Below are 25,117 nucleotides of genomic sequence, written 5' to 3'. Positions count from 1 at the left end.
GAAAGAAAGTTAGTCCTCAACCTTTTACGGTTTCACTCGTTTATCGTTAGCAATTTCAGTTGCTTCTGGCTGCAAAAATCCAAAAACCATTGAAATCGAGCTAATAAATATTACAAAAAAAGAATAAGTGCGTGGTGCTGAGCAAAGGAAAACAAAAAGCGAGTCGGTTGAACATGCATCTCCCGACTCGCTTTGTAAGTGACATTAGTCAAAATAACTGAAAGAAACTTTCTTTGGATCGAAGCTCGTCACGACCTTGTACATGAGTTCAATCAGAGTCTCAACGTCTTTGATCTGCGCCATTTCCACCGTTGTGTGCATGTAGCGAATCGGCAGTGAAATGAGAGCACTGGCCACGCCCATGTTTGAATAGGCAAAGGCATCGGTGTCTGTTCCCGTGCTGCGCGAAGCGGCCATACGTTGGAAGTCAATCTTGTTCTTCTCAGCAGTTTGGATGATGAAATCGAGCAGTTTGTTTTGCACAGCAGGACCGTAGGCCAAAACAGGTCCGTTCCCACTCTTGGTGTCTCCGCTATCAATTTTATCAATCATCGGAGTGAAAGTGTCGTGGCATACGTCCGTAACAATCGCCATGTCGGGTTTTATCCGCTCGGCAATCATCTGTGCACCGCGCAACCCAATCTCCTCCTGAACAGAGTTGGTGATGTAAAGCCCGAAGTTCAGTTTGTCCTTGTTTTCGTGAATCAAGCGCGCCACTTCAGCAATTGCAAAACCGCCAATTCTGTTGTCCAGCGCACGACCAACATAAAACTTATCGTTGAGCTTCATGTACTCGTCTTCGTAGGTCACCACACAACCCGTGTGTACTCCGAGCGCTTCCACTTCCTCCTTTGAAGTGCAGCCACAGTCGAGGAAAATATTCTTTAGAGATGGCGCTTCTTCTTTGTCTTTGCTTCTGGTGTGAATTGCCGGCCAGCCAAAAACAGCTTTTACCTCCCCTTTTTTAGTGTGGATGTTTACGCGTTTAGATGGAGCAATCTGATGATCTGAACCACCATTTCTTCTGAGGTAGATGTATCCTTCATCAGTGATGTAATGCACAAACCAACCGATCTCGTCCGCGTGGGCCTCGATCACAACCTTGTAGTCAGCTTCAGGGTTTATCACCGCAGCAACCGACCCGTAGGTGTCTGTGATAAATTCATCCACGTAAGGCTTGATGTGTTTCATCCACATCTTTTGCCCATTGCTCTCAAACCCTGTTGGCGAGGCGTTGTTGAGGTATTTTTCTAAAAACTCTTCAGATTTCTTATTGATGATCTTCTTTTTCTTAGCCATAATTTTGATTTTGTTGAGATGAGCGAATTTAATGATTCGAACTTCCTTTCGCGATCAACTCAACAGTAATCACGGCTTACTGTTTAACAAATCGTTCAACAGTTTTTCCACGGCCATTGCTAAAACTGATTTGATAGATTCCGGCAGGCCAATCACTCACCTGCAATCCCACTTTTTGCTCACCGCTAAATGGTGGAATCTGAATGCGGTTTACTTCTCTTCCGGTGACATCTGTAACGATCACCATACTTCTCTCTGCGGTCGGCTGAGTGATTCTGACATTCAGCAAATCACTCGCTGGGTTTGGATAAACCTCAAGTACTGTTTCTGCAGAAAATTCATCAACTCCAACTGTAGAACTGAGATTGATGTCATCAATGTATAGATTGTTTCCGTTGCCGTTTTCAAAAACGAATTTGAACATGAAACCATCGACAAAATAATTGGAAGTAACACTCACTTCATCCTCTTCCCATTGATCTTGGCCCTGAGGCACAAAAGCCGTTAATTGTTCTTCCGGCTCCACACTCACAAGGCCAAACTGGCTGTTGTACAGATTTCTGATATTCCAGATTTGTCCACAATCTGAAGAGAAATAAAGAGTCATTTCATCTGTATCATCCTCGTCCATACGCGCAAAAGCAAAAGAAAAACTAAGCTGTGCATTCGTGGCTGTAGACAAATCGATTGGTCTCGAAATGAACTCATAGGTGTGCGGCACATCGAGATTGAAGTTCTGAATCGTCATCGACTTATCACCTGACTTTGCCGCCTGGTCAGTAATCTGCCATCCGATAGCACTTGCAGTAGAATTCACTTCCCACTCTTCGGAGTCGACCAAATCTGAAATTGACTCGAAACCTTCTTCGATGTTCGAAACCATGCTTGCCGCAGGGAAAACAGTAATAAAATCTTCGAGCACAATGGTTGCCGGTCCGTTTTCATTTTGTACGGTCAGCTCCACATCGTAAGTTCCTGGCGAGTTGTACTGAATCTCCGGGAAATGCTCGTCCGATGTAGCGGGAGTTCCCCCTTCAAAAGTCCACGACCACTCCGGCTCGTTGAACTGACTGATGTCTGCAAAATTTACAGTCTGTCCTTCGCAGATTCTTTGTCGATCGGCAGTTAGACCCGGCTCAGGAGCTTCGGTAGGTGTTGAGTAGAAGTCGCTTTGCCAGATTCCCCTACCGTAGGTCCCCACCGTTACTTTTTGATCGTCAAAGTGCAAGTCTACATCGCGAACAATTGTATTTGGCAACCCGTTGTTGAATGGCTGCCAGTTGGCGAGGTTGTCATTTGTGTAGAACATTCCGAAATCGGTACCGATGTACATACCTCCATTTTCGGGATTGTAACCCAAACAGTTGGCTGGAATATTCGGGAGATTATTGGAAATATTCTCCCAGCTTTCACCTCCGTCAGTTGTTTCATAAATCTTTTGGCCATCGTTGTAGCCCGAAAGCGTGACCCAAACTCTTCCGGCATTATCCGGATCGCAGGTGATGCTCGTTATCGCCAGGTTGGGCAGTCCTTGAGAAACAGCTTCCCAGTCTCCTCCTCCGTTGGTCGTTTTCCACATCGTGCTGAGTGTTGCTGCGTAAATGTGATTGGGGTTTGCAGCAGAAACTGCCAGTGAACGCAGTGTAGAGCTGTTGGAAAAATCTGAAATGTTGCTCCAGTTCTCTCCGGCATCGGTAGTTCGCCAAACGCTCTCAAAACCGGCATACATGATATTTGGATTCACAGGATTCAAAAGGTATGGCGTTACCCAGGCGGCATCCTCTTCGATGTTTCCACCGATTCCATAGAAATCTACTCCACCGTTTACTGACTTGTTCAGGCCACCGTATTGGGTACTTCCGTACATCACGTTCGGATCGGTAGGGTGAAGCTGAGCCTCCATTCCATCGGCACCGATTACGTGGGTCCACTGCCCGAGATCGCGGAGGTTTGTACCGTTATCTTGTGTTCCCCCAATCACTCGTTGTGAATCGTAGTCTGCAACATCGATTCTATAGAACTGAGAATTTTGCATGGTCGGAGTTAGGTCGGTAAAAGTGTTTCCAAAGTTGGAGCTCTTAAAAATCCCGCCATCGGAACCTACGTAAAAGTCAGATCCAAAAAATTCGAGCTTGTGGATGTCGGCATGGACGTAGCTATCCGCATTCAATTCATCGTAAATCCAAAAAGTCTTGTTCTGAAAATTGAAACCTCCGTTGGTGCTTTCCCAAAGATTGATTCCGGCAGTGAACACACGGTCGGCATCTACGGGAGAAACGGCAATATCAAGGTCGTACCAGCCCTGGCCACCTTCTCCTGTGCCATCGGCAGCATATCCGAGGAGATTCAAAGTGTCAAATGTCAACTCAAAACTTTCACCGGCATCATTAGATCGATACACGCCTAGCAGACCAGAATCAGTATTGTTGGCTGCAAGAATGTAAACTCTCTCTGAGTCATCTGGAGAAACTGCAATCTGCATTCGGGTAACATCTGATGGGTTCGGTGTTCCCGTGTTTGTGATTTCGAAGTTATCACCTCCGTCAGTTGATTTGTAAAATCTTGTTGTCACGCAATAAACCACATCCGGATTTCCAGGCTTGAAAAGAACATCGCGCACATTGCCCGAGCTCACGTTTACCCAGGTCAATCCGGCATTTACAGTTTTAAAAAGTCCCTGATTGGTTGCTGCGAAAAGTGTGCTTGTTTCGAATGGGTGGATAATTAGATTGTGGCAACGGATGTTTTCCTGAAGGTCGAAGCTCAGCGAAGTCGTCTGCCAGTTTTGACCTCCGTCAATCGATTTCAAAACACCAATGCTGTAGCTGTCGGCCGCGTCTCCGTCACCTGTAGCAATGTACATGATGTCCGGATTTTGTGGATTGATCACGATTCCCGAAACTCCCGGTGTGGGCAGCTGATCGGTTTGTGGCTCCCAATCTATTCCACCATTCTCGGATTTCCACAAACCTCCCGATGGCGTTCCTGCAAAAAGTATTTGAGGAGAAAATGGATGACGGGCAATGGCGCTGATTCTGCCTATGCCCGGATTCCAACCACTGTTTTCCCACGAGGTCAATCCAAAAGGCTCCCAGGAGCCATTGGTTCTGCTCGATGAAACAGCACTTTGCCTGTCGAGACCGTGCTGGTAAAACTCATTTATCATGTGCGAAGTGGGCGGCAAAAATTCACCGGGATAAACACGTTGTTCCATAAAGTATTCCCAGCGGTGAAAGGGTTTGTGACCGCGACCGCGGAGTTCCTCATTTCCCTGATAAGTTTCGTAGAATGCTTCGCGGACTTCGCTAAAAGGCGCTCCTGCTTGTTTGAGCTCTACCCAGTTTTGAGCAGAAGCAAAAGAACACACTAAAAGTGCGAGAGTGAGTTGAATTAGTTTCATCAAAATTTTCGGTTTATGCTTGAGGTACAAAAAAGCTACATTTGGCTTAAAGATACGGCAACAAACAGTATTAAAATTGGTTGATTCTGGTAAAGCAAAGTTCTTCAGCAACCTACCATTCACACTTTGATACTGTTAGAATTATTTTTACCCGAATTCTCGAACTTTTGTTCTCCTGGACTGCAAAATGACCAACGAACCACAAATCATAAAAACTGCTGACGGCTCTCCTTCGCTCTATCTCGAAGAGCTCGATGAAACCTACCACTCGCGCCACGGAGCGTTGCAGGAATCGCAGCACGTTTTTATCGAAATGGGACTGAAAGTACTGGCCGGTAAAAAATCGACCATCAACATTCTCGAAGTTGGTCTAGGCACTGGATTGAATGCCTGGCTCTCGGCCGGCTTTGCCGAAGAAAAAAATCAGCAAATCAACTACACGGGAGTTGAGGCCTTTCCTTTATCTAATAAAATTCTTAGTGAAGTTCTTGAGCTTTGTACTAAACTGGAAAATGTACCAGCTCCCGAGTTGATGCAAACCATTTTTGACGCAAGCTGGGAAACTGAGAAAACGATCTCAGGTTTTTTTACTCTTGAAAAAAGAGAAGGAAAAATCGAAGAGATCGAACTTGAAAGCTCGCATTTCGACCTTGTTTATTTCGATGCCTTTGGCCCACGAGCACAAAGCGAAATGTGGGAAATGAAAGTGCTGGAGCCAGTGGTGAAATCGATAGCACCAGACGGACTTTTGGTGAGCTACTGCGTCCAGGGACAATTTCGGAGAAACCTAAAATCGCTGGGAATGGAAGTCGAAAAAGTACCCGGACCACCCGGAAAACGAGAAATGACAAGAGCATGGAAGAAGTGACGCCCGACCGATTCAACATCCGTGTCTACGCTCTGATTTTGAACGAAGAACGGAATCGAATTTTGCTTTCTGACGAGCGTTTTGCGGGATTGGAATTTTCGAAGTTTCCCGGAGGTGGGCTCGAATTTGGCGAGGGAATTGAAGATTGTCTTCACCGTGAGGCTCTCGAAGAACTCGGGCAGGACATCGAAGTGCAGGATCATTTTTACACTACCGAGTTTTTTCAACGATCCGCTTTTCGCGAACGCGATCAGCTTATCAGCATTTATTTTCTGGCACAACTCAAAGAAGAGCCTCGCTTTGCTCTTTCAAAAAGATCATTCGACTTCGACTCCAGCGTAGAACGAGCGCAATCTTTCCGCTGGCATTCTATCGATGAAAATCTAAAGGAAACATTAAGATGGCCGGTGGATAAAGTGGTTGCTGAAAAGTTGATCGAAACTTCGAATCGTTTTGTCTAGAAAATCTCCCCCAGTCGCTTCATCACCAGATCCTGAATTTTGTGGTAGAGCTGTTCCGGTGAGTGAGTTCGCCATGAGAGGTCATTCAACTTCCCTCCCATCACAAAGTAGCTGTCGATGTCGGCAGTGATGAACTCGCTTAGCACGTGCTCGCGGAAATTCAAAAGCGCAATCCAGCCGTCCATGTCGTTCACTTCATCAAACCACTCCTCGTAATAGCAGTCGTCAGAAGCATGAAAATTGAGCACGTTCTCGCCAATCAAAATAAACTTGGAAATGCCCTGATTCATCAAATGCTCCATGATGTCGCGCTTCAGGGTCATGATGTCGTTGTAGATGCAATCGTTCCACTCCCCGATCATTTCGATGATGGCAACACCTTCATCGTAATCAGCATAGAGCAGTTTTATGAAAAGCGTGGTAGATCCAATATTGTCCCACTGCGGATGGATAAAGTGATCGTAGATGCGATCGCTAAATTCGAACTCGCTGTACTCGCGCTCGAAGAAAGGCGAGTATGGATCTTCACTCGAGATGTAGTGATTCCTCCAATTGTAATATGGCTCAATCGTATGCAAGTCTATCCTTTTTCTTTGCGTTCGAAATTGTCAATGGCGCGTCTCACGCTGCCGTGTTTTTTGAGTAGTTCCGCAGCTTCAGAAGCAGAAATATTGAGTTCCTCGGCTATCATTTTGCCACCGCGCCCCACAAGTTTTTCATTGCTCAACTGCATATCCACCATTTTATTGCCGCGCACTCTTCCGAGCTGAATCATGGCCGAAGTAGAGATCATGTTGAGCACCAATTTCTGCGCTGTTCCCGCTTTCATTCGCGTGCTTCCGGTGACAAACTCGGGACCGGTCACGACCTCAATCGGAAAGTCTGCAGCAGCTGCCAGTGGAGTTTCGGAGTTACAAGTTATACACCCCGTGAGCACCCCGTGTTCACGACATTTTTCCAGCGCTCCGATCACGTAGGGCGTGGTGCCCGATGCGGCAATGCCAACCACAAAATCTTTTTCAGAGACGTTTAATTCCTGTAGATCTTTCCAGCCGAGCAGCTTGTCGTCTTCGGCAAATTCCACTGCCTTTCGCATGGCCTTGTCGCCACCGGCCATGAGCCCCACTACCCAGTCGTGTGGAACGCCAAAAGTAGGCGGGCACTCCGAAGCGTCAACAATTCCAAGTCTTCCACTCGTGCCGGCACCGATGTAAAACAGCCGACCACCGGATTTCATTTTTTCGACTACAGCCTCCACCAACTTTTCGATAGCCGGGATGGATTTCGACACCACTTGCGGCACCGTTTGGTCTTCGCGGTTGATGTTCTCCAGAAGCTCACGCACTTGCATTTCTTCCAGCTTGTCGTAGTGCGAATCCTGTTCTGTCTGTCGATTGTCTTTTGCCATGAGATCTGTTGATTAATGCAAAGGTAAGAAGGAGTGATTGACAATAAGTTTAACTTATTCCAAAGATTGGAATTCACATGATTGAAAACTTGCGGAAAATCCTACAATCTGAGATTATCCAAAACTTTATCTTTGGCTATCGATAATCACTTAAACAGAAGTTAAACATGCTCAGATTTATTCTCGGATTCTCATTGCTGTTGCTCGCCAGCTCTGCCTCTCAGGCAATCGTTCTCCAAAACGACACGAGCGATGTAGGCTCGCTTAGCGCTGCAGCAGTGGCTACCAAAATGGGATCTGCCCGCCACGATTACCTCAACCGCAACTACCGCGGTGCGCTAACAACTTATCGTGAAATCCTGAAGTCGGAACCAAACAACAGCAAGGCACTCTACAGAACGGCTCAGTGCTACTACGAATTGAAGCGCTACGAGCTTGCCGAAGAATACCTGGACAAATCTGTAAAAATCGATCCTGAAGTTTTTGACGAAGTGGATTTTTTCTACGGGAAAATCGCTCACCGACTGGCAAAGCTCGATGAAGCCATCGGCCACTTCAACGATTATCTGGCAACGGATCCTTCGGAAAGAAGCTACGAGTATTTTTTGACCAACCGCTACATTGAGCAATGCCAGTACGCCAAAGAGATGATGGCCCGCCCGGTGGATGTGGAGATCGAAAACATGGGCCGATCGATCAACTCGCGATTTGACGATTACACGCCTTCGATCACCGCCAATGGGAAATACCTCGTTTTCACTTCTCGCAGAAGCGACACCAAAGGCGGAGAAATCGACAAGGAAGGTGATTACAAATTTTACGAAGACGTTTACTACTCCAAATGGGATGAGGAATACGATGAGTGGACACTTTCTGAAAACCTAAAAGGAAACGTAAACACAGATAAGTACGATGCGGTGCTGAGCATTGCCCCAAGCGGAAAAGAGCTTTTCATCTACCGCAACAACGAAAGCAGTGCAGGCGACATTTTTGTCTCTAAGTACAGCGAACCGACAGAATCGTGGCGCGAGCCGCAAAAAATGCCGAAGCCGATCAACACGTCTTACTTCGAAGGCTCTGTGAGCATCACCGAAGATGGCGAAACGCTATACTTTATTTCCGAAAGGCAAGGCGGAATGGGCCGAGGTGACATCTACGTTTCTAAAAAGGAAAAGGAAGGCGAATGGAGCAAGCCAGAAAACCTCGGAGACATCATCAATACCGAAGACGATGAAAAATTTGTCTACATCCACCCCAACGGACGCACGCTCTACTTTGCCAGCAATGGCCACCAAACCATGGGCAGTTACGACATTTTCAAATCGGATTTCATCAACGGCCAGTGGTCGGTTCCGGTGAACCTCGGCTATCCGATAAACACAGTGAATGAAGAATCTACTTTTTCGCTCACGAAGGACAACCAGACGCTTTTGATCGCAGCGGAGTACGATGACAGCTATGGCGAGCGGGACATTTACAAAATTGATGTTTCCGACTACAACTTCATTTCGGGAGGCTACGACCAAAGCAATTTCTCAACCTTGAACCTACAGGTGAATGATGAAGAAGGCGAAGGTCTGCGAAAAGCGGATGTGAAGATTTACAACGCCATTTCCGGAAGGCTCATCACCACAGAAACAACGGACACTGATGGCTCTCTTCAAATCAACCTGCTCGGCAACCAACGCTACAAGGTCGAAGCGATTTTCAGAAGAAACGAGCCGACAATCAAAGAATTTGAACTCCCGCTGAACGATGGCGGACCGGCTGAGATGGATTTGGAGGTGAAGATTCAGACGTAGGGTAGGGATTGAGGTAATTAATGACGTTTGAAGTTACTTGCACAGGTCCTGAAACAAGTTCAGGACGGCCGTCTTCGGATTGACGGTTGTTGTAAGGTGGAATTAAGGCTATAACCACTGCTAGCCAATTGCCTATTGGGATTTGTTTTTTGGAATTTGAAATTTTCCTGTTTGCCCTTTGCCAATTGCTAGTTGCTCATTGCCCTTTGAATCGCCTATGCTTCCACTTCCGCTACTTTGCACAGTTCCACGAGCTTTTCTACGCAGAAATCGATTTCTTCCTTGGTTGTGAACTTGCTGAAAGAGAAACGAACGCTGGCGCGTTCAGGATCCAACGCATTGATGCCTTCCAAAACATGCGATCCTTTGGCAGCTCCCGATGAGCAGGCGCTTCCGCCAGAACATGCAATTCCTTCGATGTCCAGCAAAAACAGCAACATGGCCGAATTTGGGTTTTTCGGAAGGGTCACGTTCAAAACCGTGTAAAGACTGTCGGGGCTTTTTGAGTCACCGTTGAATTTCACTCCGGGAAGCTCCTCTTCCAGTCGCTTTACCATGTATTGCTTGATTCCTGAAACGTGTTTTTGGTGTTCTTCGAGATCGCGGTATGCAACGTCAAAAGCTTTGCTCAAGCCCACGATTCCGTAAACGTTTTCGGTTCCACCGCGGAGTTTGCGTTCCTGTCCGCCTCCGGTGATGAGAGCCGAAATTTTCAACTTCTTGTTGACGTACAAAAAGCCTATTCCCTTTGGCCCGTGAAATTTGTGTCCGGCACAGGTGATAAAGTCTACAGGCGTTTTCTCCAGGTCGATGGTGTAGTGACCCATCGTCTGCACCGTGTCAGAATGGAAGTATGCACCGTGCTCACGGCACATTGATCCCACTTTGTCGAGCGGCAAAAGATTGGCAATTTCGTTGTTGCCGTGCATCAGGCTCACCAGGGTTTTTTCATCTCCACTGATCATCTGTTCGAGATGCTCGAGGTCGATGTGTCCATCGGGAAGTAGATTCACATGGCTCACTTTCACGTGGCCCTGCTCTTCGAGAACTTCTGCTGTGCGGATTACCGCATTGTGTTCGATGGCTGAAGTGACAATGTGTGTGACACCCAAATCGTGGACTGCAGCCCGCATAGCCAGGTTGTCAGCTTCCGTGCCTCCGGAAGTAAAGCAGATTTCTCCAGGAGTAACGTTCAGCTTTTTGGCGATGTTTCTCCTTGCATTTTCAAGAGCCGTTTTGGTTTTTCTTCCAAACCCGTGGGTTGAAGAAGGGTTTCCAAAATTGTTGGTCATGTAAGGCATCATCGCTTCCAAAACCTCCTGATCGAGAGGAGTGGTTGCTGCATTGTCCAAATAAACTTTCATCGACTGTCTGATTAGTCGGCAATTTGCCGAATTTCATTCATTAACATTTCTGCCAGTTCGCTGGCACGATCCGAAGTATTGGCCTCCGAGTAGACCCGAATTATCGGTTCTGTGTTCGACTTTCTGAGGTGGACCCAACCGTCTTCAAAATCTATCTTCACACCGTCAGTGGTGTTCAACTCTTCGTTTACGAATTTCTCTTCTACCTGGTTTAGGATTTTGTCCACATCCGTTTCGGGCGTCAGCTGCACTTTTTGCTTCAGCATTTCATAATGTGGATAGGTTTCGCGAAGCTCTTTGCAGGACTTTCCGCTTTTGGCGAGATGCGTCAAAAAGAGCGCGATTCCCACCAATGCATCGCGTCCGTAGTGCAGTTCAGGGAAAATGATTCCCCCATTTCCTTCGCCACCGATGATGGCATCAGTCTCTTTCATCAATTCTACCACGTTTACTTCACCCACGGCACTGGCACTGTACTCGCCTCCGTGTTTTTGAGTGACATCGCGCAGCGCTCTCGAGCTCGAGAGATTGCTCACCGTGTTTCCACCACCGGCTTCGCCCAAAATGTAATCGGCAACAGCCACGAGTGTGTACTCTTCGCCAAACATACTTCCGTCTTCACTCACGAGAGCCAACCGGTCTACATCGGGGTCAACGGCCAGGCCGAGGTCACATTCTTCATCTTTCACTGTGCGCGAAAGATTCTCGAGGTTTTCTGCCAACGGCTCGGGATTGTGAGGGAATTCTCCCGAAGGCTCGGTGTAGAGCTCTACAACCTGATTCACTCCCAGAGCTTCCAAAAGTCGTGGAATGTAAAGTCCGCCAGAAGAGTTAACGCAATCGATGGCGATTTTGAAGTTCGCCTTTTTGATCGCTTCAACATCGACCCATTTCAGATCGAGAATTTTTTGAATGTGGTAAGCTCCGTATTCGTCATTTTGCGAATAGCCGCCAATGTTTTGCACTCCGCAGTAATTGATTTCCACATTTTCGGAAATCATCAAAACCTCGGCTCCTTCGGCCGCGGAGATAAACTCACCTTTGTGGTTGAGCAGTTTGAGGGCATTCCACTCTTTGGGATTGTGACTGGCTGTGAGAATAATGCCCGCATCGGCATTTTCGGCTGTCACGGCCATTTCTACTGTGGGCGTAGTGCTCAGCCCCAGGTCGATCACCTCGGCACCGAGCGCCTGCAGTGTTCCGACACAAATATTTCGCACCATTTCACCTGAAGTTCTGGCATCACGACCGATCACAACGGTGATTCGATCTCTTCCCATTTTGCGCTTCACGAAGGTGCAAAACGCTGAAGTAAATTTTACAATGTCCTGAGGTGTGAGTCCATCACCAGACTTCCCTCCTATCGTTCCCCGAATACCGGATATGGATTTTATTAATGTCACTTATTACCTGTATTTTTGCAGACGCAAAGGTAAAAGAATCACTCAAAACATTTGGGCTGTGAAAATGGCAAAACCAAAAGTAGTCAAGTGGTTGTGAATCAAACTTTGCAAAGAAATTTATCGGCAGGCTGTTTCGTTAGTACAGAAGCTAATGTTTTTGTTAGTTTCCTGTGGATAACAATCAACAGGCGGAGAAATTTCGGGAGGGGTCTTTTTTAAATTTGTTTAGAAGCCCTCTGAATTGGAGCGGTGCGGAAGAATAAAGAACCCGGGCCTAACCCATAAAAAAACGACTGAATGAGTGAAGAGGAGAGAAACCGCCAGGAAGAGTCAGAAATCTTTTTCCTGGTAAAGCGATACGAAGAGATGATCGCCAACAACGAGTCCTACTACTTCGATGTGGACCAGTTCGAAAATCTAATCGATTATTATTTTGACAGAAACAATCTGAAAGAGGCCGGCAAGGTGCTGCTCTACGCGCACGACCTGTTCCCGGACTCTACGGCTTTGCTGCTGCGAGAGGCACAATTGCTTTCTGCTGAGGGCAAGCTTACCAGAGCGTTAAACAAGCTTCGCAAGCTGCTGGCATTCGAGCCATTCAACGAGGACTTGCACGTCACCATGGCTACTATTTACAGTCAGCTTCGCGATCACAAACGCGCAATTGAACACTACGAGAGAGTGCTTCAGTTTGGCGACAGCGAAATGGCCAACGACATCTACATTGATCTGGCGATGGAGCACGAAAACAACAACGACTTTAACTCGGCCATCGCTGTGCTCAAAGAAGCACTGGAAAAGAATCCTGAGAACGAAACAGCCACTTACGAGTTGGCTTATTGCTACGAACGCACCGATCAGAGCGCGGAAGGAATCCAATATTACCAGCGTTTTTTGGACGATCATCCCTACTCTTTCACCGCCTGGTACAACCTTGGGAATGCATTCCAAAAGCTGGAACTTTACGAAAAGTCAATCGATGCTTATGATTTTAGCCTGGCCATTGACGATAGTTTTAGCCCTGCAAATTTCAACAAGGCCAATGCGCTGATCAAACTCGATAAGTATCGCGAGGCCATCGAATGTTTTGAAGAAGTGATTGCCGTTGAAGGCGAATCGCCCACGACTTTTTGCATGATTGGCGAATGCCACGAAAACATGCTACAGTATGAGTGGGCCGAACACTTCTACAAAAGAGCACTCGAGAAGGACAGCTCTTTTCCCGATGCCTTTATCGGTCTTGGAGTTATTCGCGATTTGAAAGGAAATACTCAGCAGGCATTGCCATACTTTGAACAGGCTCTGAAGGCCGATCCGACCAATGTCGATTTCATGCTCATTACGGCCACGGCACTTAAAAAGTGCAACCGTATTGATGCCGCAGAGAATCTGTATCTCGAAATTTTAAAAATTGACAAGCAGTGCGAGGACGCCTGGCTCGATTACTCTGAACTACTGGCAAATGAGGACCGGCTGGAGTCGGCTCTGGAGGTTTTGGAAAACGGAATAAAAGAAATGTCTGACCAAAGCCTTGTGCTCAAGTTTAGAAAAGTTGCTTACTTGCACCAGAATTTACACCAGAAGGAGGCTTTCGAATTGCTGGAGGCGCTGCTGGAAAAGGAATCAGAGAAGATTGCCGAGCTCACCAGCTTCTACCCAGAAATCGAAAAGGAGAAATCCTTCGGTAACCTGATGAACCTATACAAAAAGAATAAATGAATTACCATCTCAACCATATCCCTGAAAGAACGGAAAAGCCCCGCTCCAAGGGCCTAACCATGGTAATGGATAAAGGTTATAGTTTGCGCGAAGCAGAAAACATGATCGAGCGAAATGGAGAGTTGACCGACATCGTGAAACTCGGTTTCGGAACGTCCTACATCTCCAAAAACCTCAAGGAAAAAGTTAAGCTCTACCGCGATGCAGGTATCAAAGTTTACCTCGGAGGAACGCTCTTCGAAGCTTTTTACATCCGCGGCCAGCTGGACGATTACAAAAAGGTGCTCGAAGATTACGGTATCGACACCGTGGAGGTATCGGATGGGTCGATGGAAATTCCGCACAACAAGAAGTGTGAAGTGATTCACGACTTGTCAAAAAATTTCACAGTACTTTCTGAAGTTGGTTCTAAAGAAGAGGGAATCCTCATCAGCCCTGCCAAGTGGATTCGCATGATGAACACCGAGCTGAAAGCCGGAAGCTGGAAAGTGATTGCTGAAGCCCGCGAAAGCGGAACGGTTGGGATTTACCGTCCAAATGGAACGGCACATACAATCCTGATCAACAAAATTCTCTCGAAGGTAGACCGCGATGATATTCTGTGGGAAGCTCCGCAAAAAGCGCAGCAGGTTTGGTTTATCAAACTCCTCGGAGCTAATGTAAACCTCGGAAACATAGCCGGTTCTGATGTGATCCCATTGGAAACACTCCGCCTAGGACTCAGGGGTGACACTTTCTTCGAGTTTTTACCTGAAGAGGTAGCGCAAAACTCGCACGCAGGAACCGATTCTTAAACTTTTATTCTCAACCGAAGATGAAGGAAATCACTCCAAAAGAGCTCAAAGAGAAGCTGGATAACAAAGAGGAAATTCAGGTGATCGATGTTCGTGACGATCACGAAGTGGACATCTGCAACATTGGAGGGAAGCAAATTCCCATGAGCGAGGTGATGAGCCACGTGGATGAAATCCGCAAGGACATTCCCGTGGTGGTTCATTGCAGAGCAGGCGCGAGATCAGCCGCTGTCATCACAGCGCTGGAGCAAAAGTACGGGATGGACAATCTATACAACCTCACTGGTGGAATTCTCGCCTGGGCCGATGAAGTAGATCCATCGCTCGAGAAATATTAAGCATGACACGCGCAGCCATTTACACGTCTTTCATTTTTCTCATTCTGGGACTCATCGGCTGGATTGTAAATCAGTTTGTGGCCACTGAAGAAGTTGTTGGCGCTGCCGTAAACGGATTGTTCGTTGGCTTTTACCTCATCCAGTTTGGCTTGCTGGTGCGACAAAGCACTTACCTCAAGCGCATCGCCTTCGTGCTGATTGCAGTGGCGGGATTTATTCTGGCTGGCGTAGGCGGCTACTACATGTCGGAGTTTCATCCGAGAGGTCCTGTGCTATTCACTATCGGGCAAGGCTTGGTTGCGCTGAGCTACACACTCTGGATTGTTTTGAAAAAAGAAAAACACCCCATTGATTTGCTCAAGTACATGTGGGTCGTTGGCTTTTGCCTCTCAGTTACCGACATCAACTACGACCTCTTTCCGGGTCCCTGGCTCGACTTCCTTTGGTTTGCAGCGTTCGTTGGAGTAGCCATTTTCAATTCCAAAAAGGAGTTGGAGAAGGTGGAGAAGTAATTTTTTGGGCCTCTGATAATCGCTTTATTCATTCACTTTCATTTCCCTTACTTTTACCGCAAAATTTTAGATTCATGGCGAAACGCGGAACTGCTGGTTACTTACTGATTACATTGAAAGGAATGGCGATGGGCGCGGCAGATGTGGTACCCGGAGTTTCAGGAGGAACCATTGCCTTCATCACAGGCATTTACGAAGAGCTGCTCACCAGTATAAGCCGCATTGACGCGAGCCTGTTCAAAAAAGTAAAAACTGAAGGTATTAGCGGAACCTGGAAACACCTCAACGGCAATTTTCTCATAGCGCTGTTTCTCGGGATTTTGATCAGTATCGCAAGCCTGGCTAAGCTGCTCACCTTTTTGCTTGAAGAGTATCCTATTCACCTTTGGTCGTTTTTCTTCGGGTTGATCTTCGCCTCCATTTTTCTCGTTGGCAGAAAAGTAAATAAGTGGTCTGTCGGTCCGATCATCGGCCTGATTGCCGGAACTGCCATTGCTTACCTCATCACTATCGCCTCGCCTTCTGCCGGAAGTCAGAGCACAGCCTACATTTTTATGTGCGGGATGATCGCCATCACCGCCATGATTTTGCCGGGAATTTCCGGTAGTTTCATCTTGCTTTTGCTCGGTGCTTACCAAACGATTCTGAATAGCGTGAGCGATTTAGTTTCGGCCATAAAAGACGGAGCCTGGGACATAGCTGGAGAAAATGGAATTCGCATTGGAGTTTTTGGAGCGGGCTGCCTAATCGGACTGGTGGCTTTCTCGAAAGTACTCAAGTGGATGTTCAGCAAAGCGCACGACCTCACCATTGCCGTGCTCACCGGTTTTTTAATCGGATCACTCAACAAAGTGTGGCCCTGGAAAGAAGACGTGGAAGTTTACGTGAAACATCCCGGAGAGCCCGATGAGGAAGTGATTCCATTGGTGCAAAACAACGTGACTCCCGGAGAGTTTGCACACATCAACGAAGTTGACAGTCACCTCACCTGGGCCATCGGCTTGTGTCTTGTGGGAATGATTTTAATCGCTGTTTTGGGGTATTTTTCACCGGAGAATCAGAAGGAGAAAGTTTCTTAGGAAACAGTTGGCAGTTGGCAGTTGGCAGTTGGCAGTTGGCAAAGAAAAACCTCAGCTATCCCCCACAACTTTGTTTCCACCTTGTCTCCAAAGAAACTCCGAAAATTCCAAGCACCAAAACCCAAAATCCAAAATGGCAACTGGCAGGAAAGTCGAGCCCGACAACTTTACCTCAATTCCAAAATCATTAACCGGCCGGAATTCACAAAAAACACCTCGAACTATTTTAGATTCTCGACAACAAAATCTACTCCCCCTCAAGCCAGCTTTTGAATTCCTGCGTTCGTTCACGGCTCACTAAGAGGTCATCGTCATCAATGCCTTTGAGCTTGAGCTTTAGGCGGCTTCCGGACCATACCACAATTTCTTCGATGGCGTCCATCGCAGCGATGTACTTTCGGTTGACTCTGAAAAATTTGGCGGGATCGAGCACGTCTTCGAGATGATCCAATGAAAAATCGATGGCGTAGTTGCGGCCTTTTCCGGCACAGAGAAACGTAGCTTTTTGCATGCTGTAGAAGGCAGAAACTTCGTCCGCCTCCACCCGCTTCAGCTTGTCGCCCACTTTCACCACAAATCGGTTTTTATGCTGCGACTTGATTTCGCTGAGCGCTTTTGCCAAAGCCTGAGAATCGTAAGTCTGTTCTTTGCCATTCCACTTTTTGAACTTTTCGAGGGCAGCGCAAAGCTCGTCTTCATCCATCGGCTTCAGCAGGTAATCGATTCCGTTTGCCTTGAAAGCTCGAATGGCGTACTGGTCGTAAGCTGTAGTGAAAATGATTGCCGAATCTATCGTTACCGACTCGTAAATCTCGAAGCTGAGTCCATCGGCCAGCTGGATGTCTGAAAAAATCAGGTCGGGATGTGCATTTTCTCCGAGCCAATTTAAAGAGTCTTTCACCGACTCGAGTTCGCCAACCACTTCTATTGAAGGATCGCAGATTTCAATCAGCGATCTCAGCCTGCGTGCAGCTCGTTTTTCATCCTCAATAATCAGTGCTGTGGCCATCAATCTTCAATTTTTAAAAGTGGAAAAACCACGCGAAAAGTATCCTGATTTTCTTCGACTTTCACATCCTTGTCTGTCAGCGACTGGTATCGCGCACGAATGTTCTGAAGTCCCACGCGCTTGCTGTTTTCACCTGCAGACTTTCGTTGAATTTTGTTCTCGACTACCGCAAAGTCACCTTCGCGATAGATTTTCACACTCAGTGGATGAGTAGAAGAAACCTCGTTGTGCTTCACTGCATTTTCTAAGAGCATTTGAAAAACCATCGGCACCACCATCAGGTCTTCCTGTGGCTCGAGGTCAAGTTCGAGCTTTAGATTTTCCTCAAATCTGATTTGCAAAAGGAAAAGGTAAGCTTCCAAAAATTCCAGTTCGTGACTGAGTGTAACCAGTTCTTTGTCTTTGCTGTCGAGCACGTAGCGATAAACCTCACTGAGCTGTCGGATAAATCGAACCGCCAGTTTTTGGTCTTCGTAAACCAGTGAGCTCAGCACGTTCAGGCTGTTGAACAAAAAGTGTGGGTTGATCTGATTGCGCAGCGACTCGTACTTGTAGAGGTTCATCTCAGCCTTGTACTTTTCGGCTTCGAGCGCTGAAGTTCGCCAGGAGTGCAGAAACCCTATCGAAGTGAGAATCAGAGAAATGATAAAAGAAATGCTGACTGCGATCATTCCATTGTAAAAGGCCCACCTGCCGAGGTTTGAGGGCATGCCTCCGTTCACAGCAAGGTTGAACAAAAAATTGACCACGAGAATGGCAATGAAAGAATAAGAGATCAAAAAAAACAGACCAAGGAAAAATCGCTTGAGCGGCTTTTCTACCCAACTGATCTTGTCATCGAGCTTGTCGATGATCCACCCGTTGCCATACCACTGTGTGTACCAGATGGTGGCCGACCAAAGCGTTCCGACCAGTGCTTCTCTGACATTGTCGAAGCCGCCCATAAAAAAATAGGCTGCCGCAACGCTGATCACGAAAACGAGGATCAGCATCTTCCAGCTAAATCCCTGGAGCGTGAGATCCTCTCCTATGCCTTTTTCCTCAGCCATTGTCTTCTTCTTCGTTCATGTACTTTTTGATCTTGCGCTGTTCCCACTGCTCGGAGAAAAACCAGTTGCGACCAAACACTCCAACTCCGTGAATGAGGAGACCGATTCCCCAACCGAGTAGCGGCCAGTAAAACCACCAGTGGCCGGGCGCAGTCACAAGGTTAAGCAAAAATAAACCGATGTTGACCGCGATGTATGCGAGCAAGTGACCGTAGAATCCCTTTTCCTCTTCCACTCGTTGCTTCGCTCTCTGATAGCGATCGTTGTAAAGTTTTTCGTGATTGTCCATTTTAGTAAAGTTTGTTTCTTCAAAAGTGGACTTTACTACCGCTCTTTGAAAACCAAAATGGACGGGTTGAAGAATTTAGTGGACGAGCCGTAAAGAGAGGCGCTGAGCTGTTTTCAAATTAGCCTTTGAAATCGGATTTTTCGTGAGAACCATCGCAAAATGGCTTGTTGCCCGATGCTCCACAACGACAGAATGCCGTCACTTTTTCGAGCTCCTTTTCATCTCCTTTGTGGCTGAGTTTCACTTTTCCGTAGACCATGAGCGGCCCGTTTTCCATTGTTTCTACTTTCGTGATTCCCTGATTCTCCATGTCTTCTTTAGTGTTTTCTGGTTTTCCTTCTTCATTAAAATAATACTGCAGAGCGCCAGACGGGCATTGCTTCACTTGTTTGGCAATCGTCTCCGACTCTTCGTTTTCCGGTTGGATCCACGGTTTTTCTTTTGGTTTAAAAACGTGAGGCAGCCCTTTGTAACAGCGCTCACTGTGGATGCATTTGTGAGGCTTCCAGATTACGGTCACCTCTCCGTTTGAGTATTCTTTTTCTATGGCTTTCATAAGTATGGTTTTAATGCCGGCTCAATTCGGTCGGCTTCACTTTTTAAAAATGCTCGATGCTCGTGAAAATCCGAAGGACTCACGTGCTTAAAGATAAAACTTAAAAAAGGATTGAGCGCTGCGCCTTTGTGGCGGATGTAGCAGCTTGCATTTACCGGCACTGCGCCCACTGTGTTTTTTATTTCCATTGCGGAGCGGCCAAAAATCACTTTCGACTTTCGCTCGTTTATAGCCTCGCGGATGTATTCGTAAAGCATGCGCTGATAAACGGCAAGCTCGAAGTTGTATTCGTAATCGATGCCAACAAAGTGTGCTTCCAGCTCATCGCGATGGAGCCAAAGCGACTGAAAGGCGATCAGCTTATCCTCGAAGAAGTAGCCGTAAATTCGATAGCGGTCAGGAAGATTCTCAAGCAGTGACTGAAACATCTCGAAGTTGTAGTAGCCAATCCCGAAACTTGCCCGGGAAATCACCTGCTGGTATAGCTCTTCAATTCTATCGTGATAATTCTTTATGTCCGAAGTATTCATCTTTTTCACCTCAAGCGTTTCAGACTTTTTAAAAGCTGCGTTGGCTTTCGTTCGGTATTTGGATCGAAGGGCATTGAGATAATCTTTCAGCGATTTCCACTCCGGAAAAACGGGCATCATCATGTTGGGCTCCACGCAAAATGGAGTGAAACCATCCTTTTCAAGATCGAACTTTTCCGGGCTTTTAGGAGAGTAGAAATCTTTAAGAAGCACGGCAGAAATATTCTTTTTCTCCAGCTGTCGCAAAAAATCCGTAGCAGCCAAAAGTGCCTTGCTTTGTAGTTCTCTTTCGATATTCATGGAAAAGTAAAACCCAAGCTCCCCTGTGGTAAAGGGACTTCCGCAGATCAATAACCTGAAGTCAAAACTTTTTCCTCCTCCGCTCAGAGCAGTCACAGCCTTCTCGAGCACTCCAAACCGTTGTCGAAGGCGCTCCACAGCTTCTTTGGTTTGAACAGTGATCAAGTGAAAAGCTGCAATACCAATGACTTTTTCTCCTCTTTCAAAAACAACAAACCGATGTTCGAGCCGATCGCTTAAAGCCTCGTTCTCAACCTTGAGGTAGTCCGAACTGAGAAAAACCGGGACATCCTTTTCAAACTGCCTCCAACTTTCGGTCTCCAATACAGCCGTGGAGTCGTATACAGAAAACTGTAACTGATCGGAGTGGGCAGCCTTTACAGGAATGCCAGAAGCAATCTTAGAGTTGGGGAGAAAGTTTTTCATTGATGGGGTTAACTTAAACAAATCTTATTTGTTTGAAACTGCGATTTAATTCTACGGCAATAAAAGTGAAAATTGATACCGTTTTAAAAAAGAGACTCATTCAAATAGTTTCTATATTTAGAAACTTTTACTATCTTTACCGCACTTAACACTTACCTTCATGAGATACTTTCAGACGGAGTTTCTAGAAGAGGCCAGGAGTTTTTTAAAGACACTTCAATCCAAAACTGCTAAAAAGGTTTTCTACAACATAGATTTAGCCGAACAAACTAATGACCCCAGACTTTTCAAAAAACTTCAGGATGACATTTGGGAATTCCGTACGCGACACGGGGGTCTCCAGGTGAGACTTCTAGCGTTCTGGGACAAAACCGGAGATAAAGAGACACTGGTAGTGGCCACACATGGTTTCATAAAAAAAGTTGATAAGGTACCAGCTAATGAAATCAAACGAGCGGTTAGATTGAAAGAAGAATTCTTTAAATAATACAAAATCAGCAACAACATGACACCCAAGAAAACAAAAACCTACACACTTTCCGAGATGAAAGATGAATTCATTGGTAAAGTTGGAGACATCGAAAGAGATGAATATGAGTACGAGCTCCGCATGGAAATTTTGGGAAAAATGATTAGAGCGGCTAGAAAAGAACGTAAGCTCACTCAAGAGCAACTTGGAAGTCTGGTAGGAGTGAAAAAAGCACAAATTTCGAAACTAGAGAGCAGTGCCAACAGCGCCACTATCGAAACAATTTTAAAGGTGTTTAAGGCACTCAAGGCCGAAATAAACTTCAGTGTAAAGCTCGAAGATAGCTTTTTGAAACTTAGCTAGTTCTATTTCCACAGTTTGAAGCCACGAGTTGTATTTTTGCACAAGAAATGACTACTAAAGCAGATCATACCAAACCGATTGTTTTTTACGATGGCACTTGCGGCTTTTGTAACCGCACGGTGAACTTGCTTCTCGAAGCCGACCGCGAGGGCAATCTGCGCTACGCAGCTCTTCAGGGGAAAACAGCTGAAGAATTGCTACCAAAAGACTTGCGCGAAGACCTGGACACTTTTGTGCTTTGGGACGGTGAAACTTCTCACACCAAATCTGATGCTGCCCTGGAGGTGATTCGATATCTCCCTAAAAGACATCGGTGGTTGCGCATTTTTCGATTCATCCCAGGGTTTATAAGGAATGGTGTTTATAGCCTGATCGCCAAGTACCGCTATCGCATTTTTGGGAGAATCCAAAGCTGCAGACTTCCCGAGCCCGATCAAAGAGTGCTGTTTCTGCCTTAAGGCAACGTTAATCTTTAATTCTTGTTAAGTTCCAAACATTGTGCTCTCCTAGGGAATCAAAAGCCATTTTAAAATCGGTTTCGTTCTTCGTGGTTATTGGATAAGCAACTCCTAATATACCATGTGATTCTTTGCCATATCCGAACAAGAACACGTCCTTTCCTTTAACATTTCGAATCTCCCATGTAGTTTCCGACTCGAGAACTTTCCCATCCGGAAAACTATCCACTAATTTCGCTTTTCCCTGATTGTACAAATACAAATATTGTGAACGATCTACTAGGCTATCTGTCAAGTAAATAGTATCCGCATTCATTTTGATGAGCTCAGTTCTCCATACCTGAACGGAGTTCATATCATCTATTGGGTTGACACCGCAGGAGATGATACCTACTAGCCAAAGCATTATTGCAAGCATTATTTTTTCCATGTACTCAAAACTCAGCAACTACTCACTGTCGGCATATTCTTCCATTTCCTCTGGATTCTTGTTCGCGTTTCTGATCTTGTAGAAAACCGCAGCAAGGAAATAGAGCAACACTAAAATAGATCCGATGAGTGAAATCGTTAGGCCAGCCTGATAGGATTGTGGCTCAAACTTAAACTCAATCTTGTGATCACCGGCAGGCACTTCCATTGCGCGCAGGAGGTAATTGGCTCTGAAATAATCCACTTTTTCTCCATCCACGTAAGCATTCCATCCTTTAGGATAGTAAATTTCTGAGAAAACAGCCACTTGCTTTTGTGAAGCTGACGATCGGTAAACAAGGTGATTTGGCTCATAACTCTCCAATCTGATGCTCGCTGTCGAGTCGACTCCTGCTGTAGATACTTTATCCTTAAAACGCTCGTCAACTATTGCAGTCGTTTCCGGATCGAAATCGGAAAGTGCGTTCATCTCGGCATCGGCATTTGGCACCCAATTGATATCCTGCACAAACCACGCATTACCCATGGCAAATGGATTTTCGATTGGTGCAGACTCTGGCCCTGCAATAATATACTTTGTATTGAGCATGTTGATCACCGGCACTCGCTCTAATGCTCCCATGATTCCAAACTGATTGGCATTTTGAGAAATCGACTGAATTTCTCCCTGAAGCTGAAAGTCGATCAACTCCTGAAAGCGCTTTAGCTTAGCTCCGTGGTAGCCACCAATCGACTTATGGAAATAACTTGTTCGCCCATCGGCAAATGGGTTTCGCATGTTCAGCACGCGATAGTTCGTATTGGCGTTGAGTGCTGCAAACTTCGCGGCTGTTTCTACGCGGGACTGTATGGGCCTGCTGATGTCGTATTTTTTCTCAGCCGATTCCACTCGCTGGCTGGTTTTCTTTTGGAAATCATTAACGCGAGATTTTTCCTGCTCCAGAATTTGCATGTCAACCGGATTGGCTTCGAAAGGGAAAGCTTTCTCATCTGGCTTCACGTAATGCACGAAATCTCCACCCTGTCTGTCGCTGTTGAGATATCTGCGATCAACGCCCCACAAGTCGGCCAAAACCAAAATCCCGATGACACCGAGCGCAATCCTCCGGTCAAGTACTTTTAGCAAAACAAGCAAAAGGAAAACTGCTGCACCAATCACAAAAAACAGTGATCGCAGCGCATCGGATTTAAAAATTTCAACACGGGCATCAATCAGCTGCTCCTGCATGTTGTCGATGTAGTTTACCATCTGCATGTTGCCCTCTTCCTGAGCCTGAATGGCCGCATCGTCAAGCTGCTGAACTTCGCGCTCTGCCATAAAATCGAAGAACGAAGTTGGAGTCGCTACAATGATGATAAAAACCCCGATAAATGCTCCTCCGGTGATCAACAACTTTTTTCTAATGCTTTCGCGGAAAGCTTTGTCGAAGAGAAACTCATTGAGGAAAATCATTGCCATCATCGGCATGGCCACCTGCACCGTAACGAGCATCATTTTAGTATCTCGGAACTTCGTGTAGTACGGGAAGTTTTCGAGGAACCATCCCTGCAGTCCATCGGTTTGTTTCCATGCCAGCGCAATGGCCAAAAGGGTCATGGCCAGCAGAGCCCACTTGATGCAGTCCCTGCTGAGGACAATTCCTAAAATGAAAAGAAAAACGATGATCGCTCCAAAATAAAAAGCACCTCCGGTAAAAAGCTGATCACCCCAATAGCTCGATTGCTGAGCGAGATTTTCGCGGTAATTCCTGTCGATGGTTTGCATGGCTTCCGGGTGATTACCTAGTCGGCCGGACTTCCCGCCTTTTACGTTAGGAATCAAAAGCGAAAAGACTTCTCCTTTAGCCATGCTGTATTGCAGGATGTAATCTTTGTCGAGACCTTCTTCAGCAATACGATCCGACTGACTTTCTTCTTCCATCGTCAGCTCGCTTTCGCCCCGGGTGGTATACTTGCTGTATTCGTAGGTTCCTACTATGTTTCCGTAGTTGGGTAAAAAAGCCAAAAACGCAGCCACCAACAACACTCCGGCTGCTTTCAGCAAGTGAGGTATTTTTTTAGCAACGATCAATCTCACGGCTTCCACAATCCCCACAAGAACCACCAAAAACAGCAGGTAGTAAGTCATTTGAAGGTGATTAGCCGCCAGGTGAAAACCGAGAAAAAGTGCGGTTAGCGCACCTCCAAAAAAGAGACCTCTTCGGGTTGTGTAAAGTATCCCTCCAATCACTGCAGGCATGTAGGCCAGCGCATGTATTTTCCCAGTGTGCCCTGCTCCGAGGTAGAGAATGTTGATCGAGGCAAAGCCAAAAGCGATACCGCCAACAATGGCAAGCCAGGGCTTTATCCTAAGGCAAAGCCCCAGAATGAAAAAGGAAAGCATTCCGACAAAAACAGTTCCCGGTCCGCTCGAAAGTCCGAGACGAACGACTCTAGTGAGTTCTTTCACCAAATTTGTCCCATAGCTCACGCTTATTTGGTAAGCCGGCATTCCGCCAAACATGCTGTTAGTCCACAGCGGTTCCTCTCCTACTTGCTCTCTAAAGTCGTTAATTTCGTGAGACATCCCGCGCCAGTTTTCAATATCACCCTGACGAAGGTCGTATCCATCGAGTGTGGGTTGGAAAAAGAAAATGGAGAGTATCAAAAAAATGATCACTGCGGAGACGTACGGCAGTGTCTTCATTAATAATTTCATATCCTAACAGCAATTTGGTAAGAGAGCCGGAAAGATAGAAAATCGATGGGAAGGTGAAATAGAAAGTTGAAAGATTGGGGAAAAGTCGCACGAA

General features: G+C 46.4%; 24 protein-coding genes. 11 read left to right on the top strand and 13 right to left on the bottom strand.

Annotated features, from left to right (window positions below; translation table 11 throughout):
• Window positions 1-204: 204 nt before the first annotated feature.
• Together ABHV44_RS03770 and ABHV44_RS03765 are read right to left on the bottom strand one after the other, a co-directional pair.
• Entirely contained in the window at window positions 205-1,299 is a 1,095-nt protein-coding gene (locus ABHV44_RS03770) for a M42 family metallopeptidase (RefSeq protein ID WP_459073317.1), read from the bottom strand.
• A gap of 76 nt (window positions 1,300-1,375) precedes the next feature.
• Window positions 1,376-4,699, bottom strand: a complete 3,324-nt coding sequence (locus ABHV44_RS03765; protein WP_459073316.1) for a VPS10 domain-containing protein — start codon at window positions 4,697-4,699, stop codon at window positions 1,376-1,378.
• Between the two features lie 187 nt (window positions 4,700-4,886).
• On the opposite strand from ABHV44_RS03765, the gene mnmD reads away from it, so the two are divergent.
• Both mnmD and ABHV44_RS03755 read left to right on the top strand, forming a co-directional pair.
• Window positions 4,887-5,567, top strand: coding sequence for a tRNA (5-methylaminomethyl-2-thiouridine)(34)-methyltransferase MnmD (mnmD, locus tag ABHV44_RS03760; protein ID WP_459073315.1), 681 nt, complete (start codon window positions 4,887-4,889; stop codon window positions 5,565-5,567).
• On the top strand, window positions 5,555-6,028 hold the full coding sequence (locus ABHV44_RS03755) for an NUDIX domain-containing protein (protein ID WP_459073314.1): 474 nt from the start codon (window positions 5,555-5,557) through the stop codon (window positions 6,026-6,028). The genes mnmD and ABHV44_RS03755 overlap by 13 nt, the downstream gene beginning before the upstream one ends.
• On the opposite strand, the gene ABHV44_RS03750 is transcribed toward ABHV44_RS03755, so the two are convergent.
• Entirely contained in the window at window positions 6,025-6,606 is a 582-nt protein-coding gene (locus ABHV44_RS03750) for a hypothetical protein (protein WP_459073313.1), read from the bottom strand. The genes ABHV44_RS03755 and ABHV44_RS03750 overlap by 4 nt on opposite strands.
• Before the next feature lie 2 nt (window positions 6,607-6,608).
• Window positions 6,609-7,436, bottom strand: coding sequence for an N-acetylmuramic acid 6-phosphate etherase (gene murQ, locus ABHV44_RS03745; protein ID WP_459073312.1), 828 nt, complete (start codon window positions 7,434-7,436; stop codon window positions 6,609-6,611).
• Window positions 7,437-7,603: 167 nt separating this feature from the next.
• Between murQ and ABHV44_RS03740 the strand changes: the two genes are divergently transcribed.
• Window positions 7,604-9,238 (top strand): tetratricopeptide repeat protein, encoded by a 1,635-nt coding sequence (locus tag ABHV44_RS03740; protein WP_459073311.1) that lies wholly within the window; start codon window positions 7,604-7,606, stop codon window positions 9,236-9,238.
• A gap of 215 nt (window positions 9,239-9,453) precedes the next feature.
• Here ABHV44_RS03740 and ABHV44_RS03735 read toward each other — a convergent pair whose 3' ends face one another.
• Together ABHV44_RS03735 and glmM are read right to left on the bottom strand one after the other, a co-directional pair.
• Window positions 9,454-10,602, bottom strand: a complete 1,149-nt coding sequence (locus ABHV44_RS03735) for a cysteine desulfurase family protein (RefSeq protein WP_459073310.1) — start codon at window positions 10,600-10,602, stop codon at window positions 9,454-9,456.
• Between the two features lie 11 nt (window positions 10,603-10,613).
• The gene (glmM, locus tag ABHV44_RS03730) at window positions 10,614-12,005 is read right to left on the bottom strand and encodes a phosphoglucosamine mutase (RefSeq protein ID WP_459073309.1); all 1,392 of its coding nucleotides are present in this window, start codon (window positions 12,003-12,005) and stop codon (window positions 10,614-10,616) included.
• Between the two features lie 297 nt (window positions 12,006-12,302).
• On the opposite strand from glmM, the gene ABHV44_RS03725 reads away from it, so the two are divergent.
• The 5 genes from ABHV44_RS03725 (at window position 12,303) to ABHV44_RS03705 (ending at window position 16,447) form a co-directional block, all read left to right on the top strand.
• A complete protein-coding gene (locus tag ABHV44_RS03725) occupies window positions 12,303-13,724 on the top strand; it encodes a tetratricopeptide repeat protein (RefSeq protein WP_459073308.1) in 1,422 nt (473 codons plus the stop codon).
• Window positions 13,721-14,518 (top strand): phosphosulfolactate synthase, encoded by a 798-nt coding sequence (locus ABHV44_RS03720; RefSeq protein ID WP_459073307.1) that lies wholly within the window; start codon window positions 13,721-13,723, stop codon window positions 14,516-14,518. Before ABHV44_RS03725 ends, ABHV44_RS03720 begins: the two co-directional genes overlap by 4 nt.
• 20 nt (window positions 14,519-14,538) lie before the next feature.
• The gene (locus tag ABHV44_RS03715) at window positions 14,539-14,856 is read left to right on the top strand and encodes a rhodanese-like domain-containing protein (protein ID WP_459073306.1); all 318 of its coding nucleotides are present in this window, start codon (window positions 14,539-14,541) and stop codon (window positions 14,854-14,856) included.
• A 2-nt stretch (window positions 14,857-14,858) separates the two neighbouring features.
• Window positions 14,859-15,368 carry a hypothetical protein gene (locus ABHV44_RS03710; protein ID WP_459073305.1) on the top strand — a complete coding sequence of 170 codons (510 nt, stop codon included), beginning with the start codon at window positions 14,859-14,861 and terminating at the stop codon, window positions 15,366-15,368.
• Window positions 15,369-15,442: 74 nt separating this feature from the next.
• The gene (locus ABHV44_RS03705; protein WP_459073304.1) at window positions 15,443-16,447 is read left to right on the top strand and encodes a DUF368 domain-containing protein; all 1,005 of its coding nucleotides are present in this window, start codon (window positions 15,443-15,445) and stop codon (window positions 16,445-16,447) included.
• Window positions 16,448-16,694: 247 nt separating this feature from the next.
• Here ABHV44_RS03705 and ABHV44_RS03700 read toward each other — a convergent pair whose 3' ends face one another.
• From ABHV44_RS03700 to ABHV44_RS03680, 5 genes are all read right to left on the bottom strand, one after another.
• Complete coding sequence (locus tag ABHV44_RS03700) at window positions 16,695-17,456, bottom strand: LytR/AlgR family response regulator transcription factor (protein ID WP_459073303.1); 762 nt, start codon at window positions 17,454-17,456, stop codon at window positions 16,695-16,697.
• Entirely contained in the window at window positions 17,456-18,505 is a 1,050-nt protein-coding gene (locus ABHV44_RS03695) for a sensor histidine kinase (protein ID WP_459073302.1), read from the bottom strand. Before ABHV44_RS03695 ends, ABHV44_RS03700 begins: the two co-directional genes overlap by 1 nt.
• Entirely contained in the window at window positions 18,498-18,794 is a 297-nt protein-coding gene (locus tag ABHV44_RS03690) for a 2TM domain-containing protein (RefSeq protein ID WP_459073301.1), read from the bottom strand. The genes ABHV44_RS03695 and ABHV44_RS03690 overlap by 8 nt, the downstream gene beginning before the upstream one ends.
• 118 nt (window positions 18,795-18,912) lie before the next feature.
• The gene (locus ABHV44_RS03685) at window positions 18,913-19,350 is read right to left on the bottom strand and encodes a (4Fe-4S)-binding protein (RefSeq protein ID WP_459073300.1); all 438 of its coding nucleotides are present in this window, start codon (window positions 19,348-19,350) and stop codon (window positions 18,913-18,915) included.
• Window positions 19,347-20,606: a GNAT family N-acetyltransferase gene (locus tag ABHV44_RS03680; RefSeq protein ID WP_459073299.1), complete on the bottom strand. Its 1,260-nt coding sequence runs from the start codon at window positions 20,604-20,606 to the stop codon at window positions 19,347-19,349. The genes ABHV44_RS03685 and ABHV44_RS03680 overlap by 4 nt, the downstream gene beginning before the upstream one ends.
• 160 nt (window positions 20,607-20,766) lie before the next feature.
• On the opposite strand from ABHV44_RS03680, the gene ABHV44_RS03675 reads away from it, so the two are divergent.
• The 3 genes from ABHV44_RS03675 to ABHV44_RS03665 are packed head-to-tail and all read left to right on the top strand — an operon-like array spanning window position 20,767 to window position 21,896.
• The gene (locus ABHV44_RS03675; RefSeq protein WP_459073298.1) at window positions 20,767-21,093 is read left to right on the top strand and encodes a type II toxin-antitoxin system RelE/ParE family toxin; all 327 of its coding nucleotides are present in this window, start codon (window positions 20,767-20,769) and stop codon (window positions 21,091-21,093) included.
• An 18-nt stretch (window positions 21,094-21,111) separates the two neighbouring features.
• Window positions 21,112-21,438: a helix-turn-helix domain-containing protein gene (locus ABHV44_RS03670; protein ID WP_459073297.1), complete on the top strand. Its 327-nt coding sequence runs from the start codon at window positions 21,112-21,114 to the stop codon at window positions 21,436-21,438.
• Window positions 21,439-21,485: 47 nt separating this feature from the next.
• Complete coding sequence (locus tag ABHV44_RS03665) at window positions 21,486-21,896, top strand: thiol-disulfide oxidoreductase DCC family protein (RefSeq protein ID WP_459073296.1); 411 nt, start codon at window positions 21,486-21,488, stop codon at window positions 21,894-21,896.
• A 7-nt stretch (window positions 21,897-21,903) separates the two neighbouring features.
• On the opposite strand, the gene ABHV44_RS03660 is transcribed toward ABHV44_RS03665, so the two are convergent.
• Together ABHV44_RS03660 and ABHV44_RS03655 are read right to left on the bottom strand one after the other, a co-directional pair.
• A complete protein-coding gene (locus tag ABHV44_RS03660) occupies window positions 21,904-22,326 on the bottom strand; it encodes a hypothetical protein (protein WP_459073295.1) in 423 nt (140 codons plus the stop codon).
• Window positions 22,327-22,344: 18 nt separating this feature from the next.
• Window positions 22,345-25,023 carry a YfhO family protein gene (locus ABHV44_RS03655; RefSeq protein ID WP_459073294.1) on the bottom strand — a complete coding sequence of 893 codons (2,679 nt, stop codon included), beginning with the start codon at window positions 25,021-25,023 and terminating at the stop codon, window positions 22,345-22,347.
• Window positions 25,024-25,117: the final 94 nt, after the last annotated feature.

This window comes from Halocola ammonii, assembly GCF_049334165.1.
In the GTDB taxonomy this organism is placed as follows: domain Bacteria; phylum Bacteroidota; class Bacteroidia; order Flavobacteriales_D; family Sanyastnellaceae; genus JBEGHD01.
The sequence above is the reverse complement of the archived record's forward strand: the minus strand, read 5'-3'. Positions and strand labels throughout refer to the sequence as shown.

Coding starts and splice junctions, on each gene's coding strand:
- ABHV44_RS03770 (WP_459073317.1), bottom strand. CDS start 1,299: ATGGCTAAGAAAAAGAAGATCATCAATAAGAAATCTGAAGAGTTTTTA.
- ABHV44_RS03765 (WP_459073316.1), bottom strand. CDS start 4,699: ATGAAACTAATTCAACTCACTCTCGCACTTTTAGTGTGTTCTTTTGCT.
- mnmD (WP_459073315.1), top strand. CDS start 4,887: ATGACCAACGAACCACAAATCATAAAAACTGCTGACGGCTCTCCTTCG.
- ABHV44_RS03755 (WP_459073314.1), top strand. CDS start 5,555: ATGGAAGAAGTGACGCCCGACCGATTCAACATCCGTGTCTACGCTCTG.
- murQ (WP_459073312.1), bottom strand. CDS start 7,436: ATGGCAAAAGACAATCGACAGACAGAACAGGATTCGCACTACGACAAG.
- ABHV44_RS03740 (WP_459073311.1), top strand. CDS start 7,604: ATGCTCAGATTTATTCTCGGATTCTCATTGCTGTTGCTCGCCAGCTCT.
- ABHV44_RS03735 (WP_459073310.1), bottom strand. CDS start 10,602: ATGAAAGTTTATTTGGACAATGCAGCAACCACTCCTCTCGATCAGGAG.
- ABHV44_RS03725 (WP_459073308.1), top strand. CDS start 12,303: ATGAGTGAAGAGGAGAGAAACCGCCAGGAAGAGTCAGAAATCTTTTTC.
- ABHV44_RS03720 (WP_459073307.1), top strand. CDS start 13,721: ATGAATTACCATCTCAACCATATCCCTGAAAGAACGGAAAAGCCCCGC.
- ABHV44_RS03715 (WP_459073306.1), top strand. CDS start 14,539: ATGAAGGAAATCACTCCAAAAGAGCTCAAAGAGAAGCTGGATAACAAA.
- ABHV44_RS03710 (WP_459073305.1), top strand. CDS start 14,859: ATGACACGCGCAGCCATTTACACGTCTTTCATTTTTCTCATTCTGGGA.
- ABHV44_RS03705 (WP_459073304.1), top strand. CDS start 15,443: ATGGCGAAACGCGGAACTGCTGGTTACTTACTGATTACATTGAAAGGA.
- ABHV44_RS03700 (WP_459073303.1), bottom strand. CDS start 17,456: ATGGCCACAGCACTGATTATTGAGGATGAAAAACGAGCTGCACGCAGG.
- ABHV44_RS03695 (WP_459073302.1), bottom strand. CDS start 18,505: ATGGCTGAGGAAAAAGGCATAGGAGAGGATCTCACGCTCCAGGGATTT.
- ABHV44_RS03690 (WP_459073301.1), bottom strand. CDS start 18,794: ATGGACAATCACGAAAAACTTTACAACGATCGCTATCAGAGAGCGAAG.
- ABHV44_RS03685 (WP_459073300.1), bottom strand. CDS start 19,350: ATGAAAGCCATAGAAAAAGAATACTCAAACGGAGAGGTGACCGTAATC.
- ABHV44_RS03680 (WP_459073299.1), bottom strand. CDS start 20,606: ATGAAAAACTTTCTCCCCAACTCTAAGATTGCTTCTGGCATTCCTGTA.
- ABHV44_RS03675 (WP_459073298.1), top strand. CDS start 20,767: ATGAGATACTTTCAGACGGAGTTTCTAGAAGAGGCCAGGAGTTTTTTA.
- ABHV44_RS03670 (WP_459073297.1), top strand. CDS start 21,112: ATGACACCCAAGAAAACAAAAACCTACACACTTTCCGAGATGAAAGAT.
- ABHV44_RS03665 (WP_459073296.1), top strand. CDS start 21,486: ATGACTACTAAAGCAGATCATACCAAACCGATTGTTTTTTACGATGGC.
- ABHV44_RS03660 (WP_459073295.1), bottom strand. CDS start 22,326: ATGGAAAAAATAATGCTTGCAATAATGCTTTGGCTAGTAGGTATCATC.
- ABHV44_RS03655 (WP_459073294.1), bottom strand. CDS start 25,023: ATGAAATTATTAATGAAGACACTGCCGTACGTCTCCGCAGTGATCATT.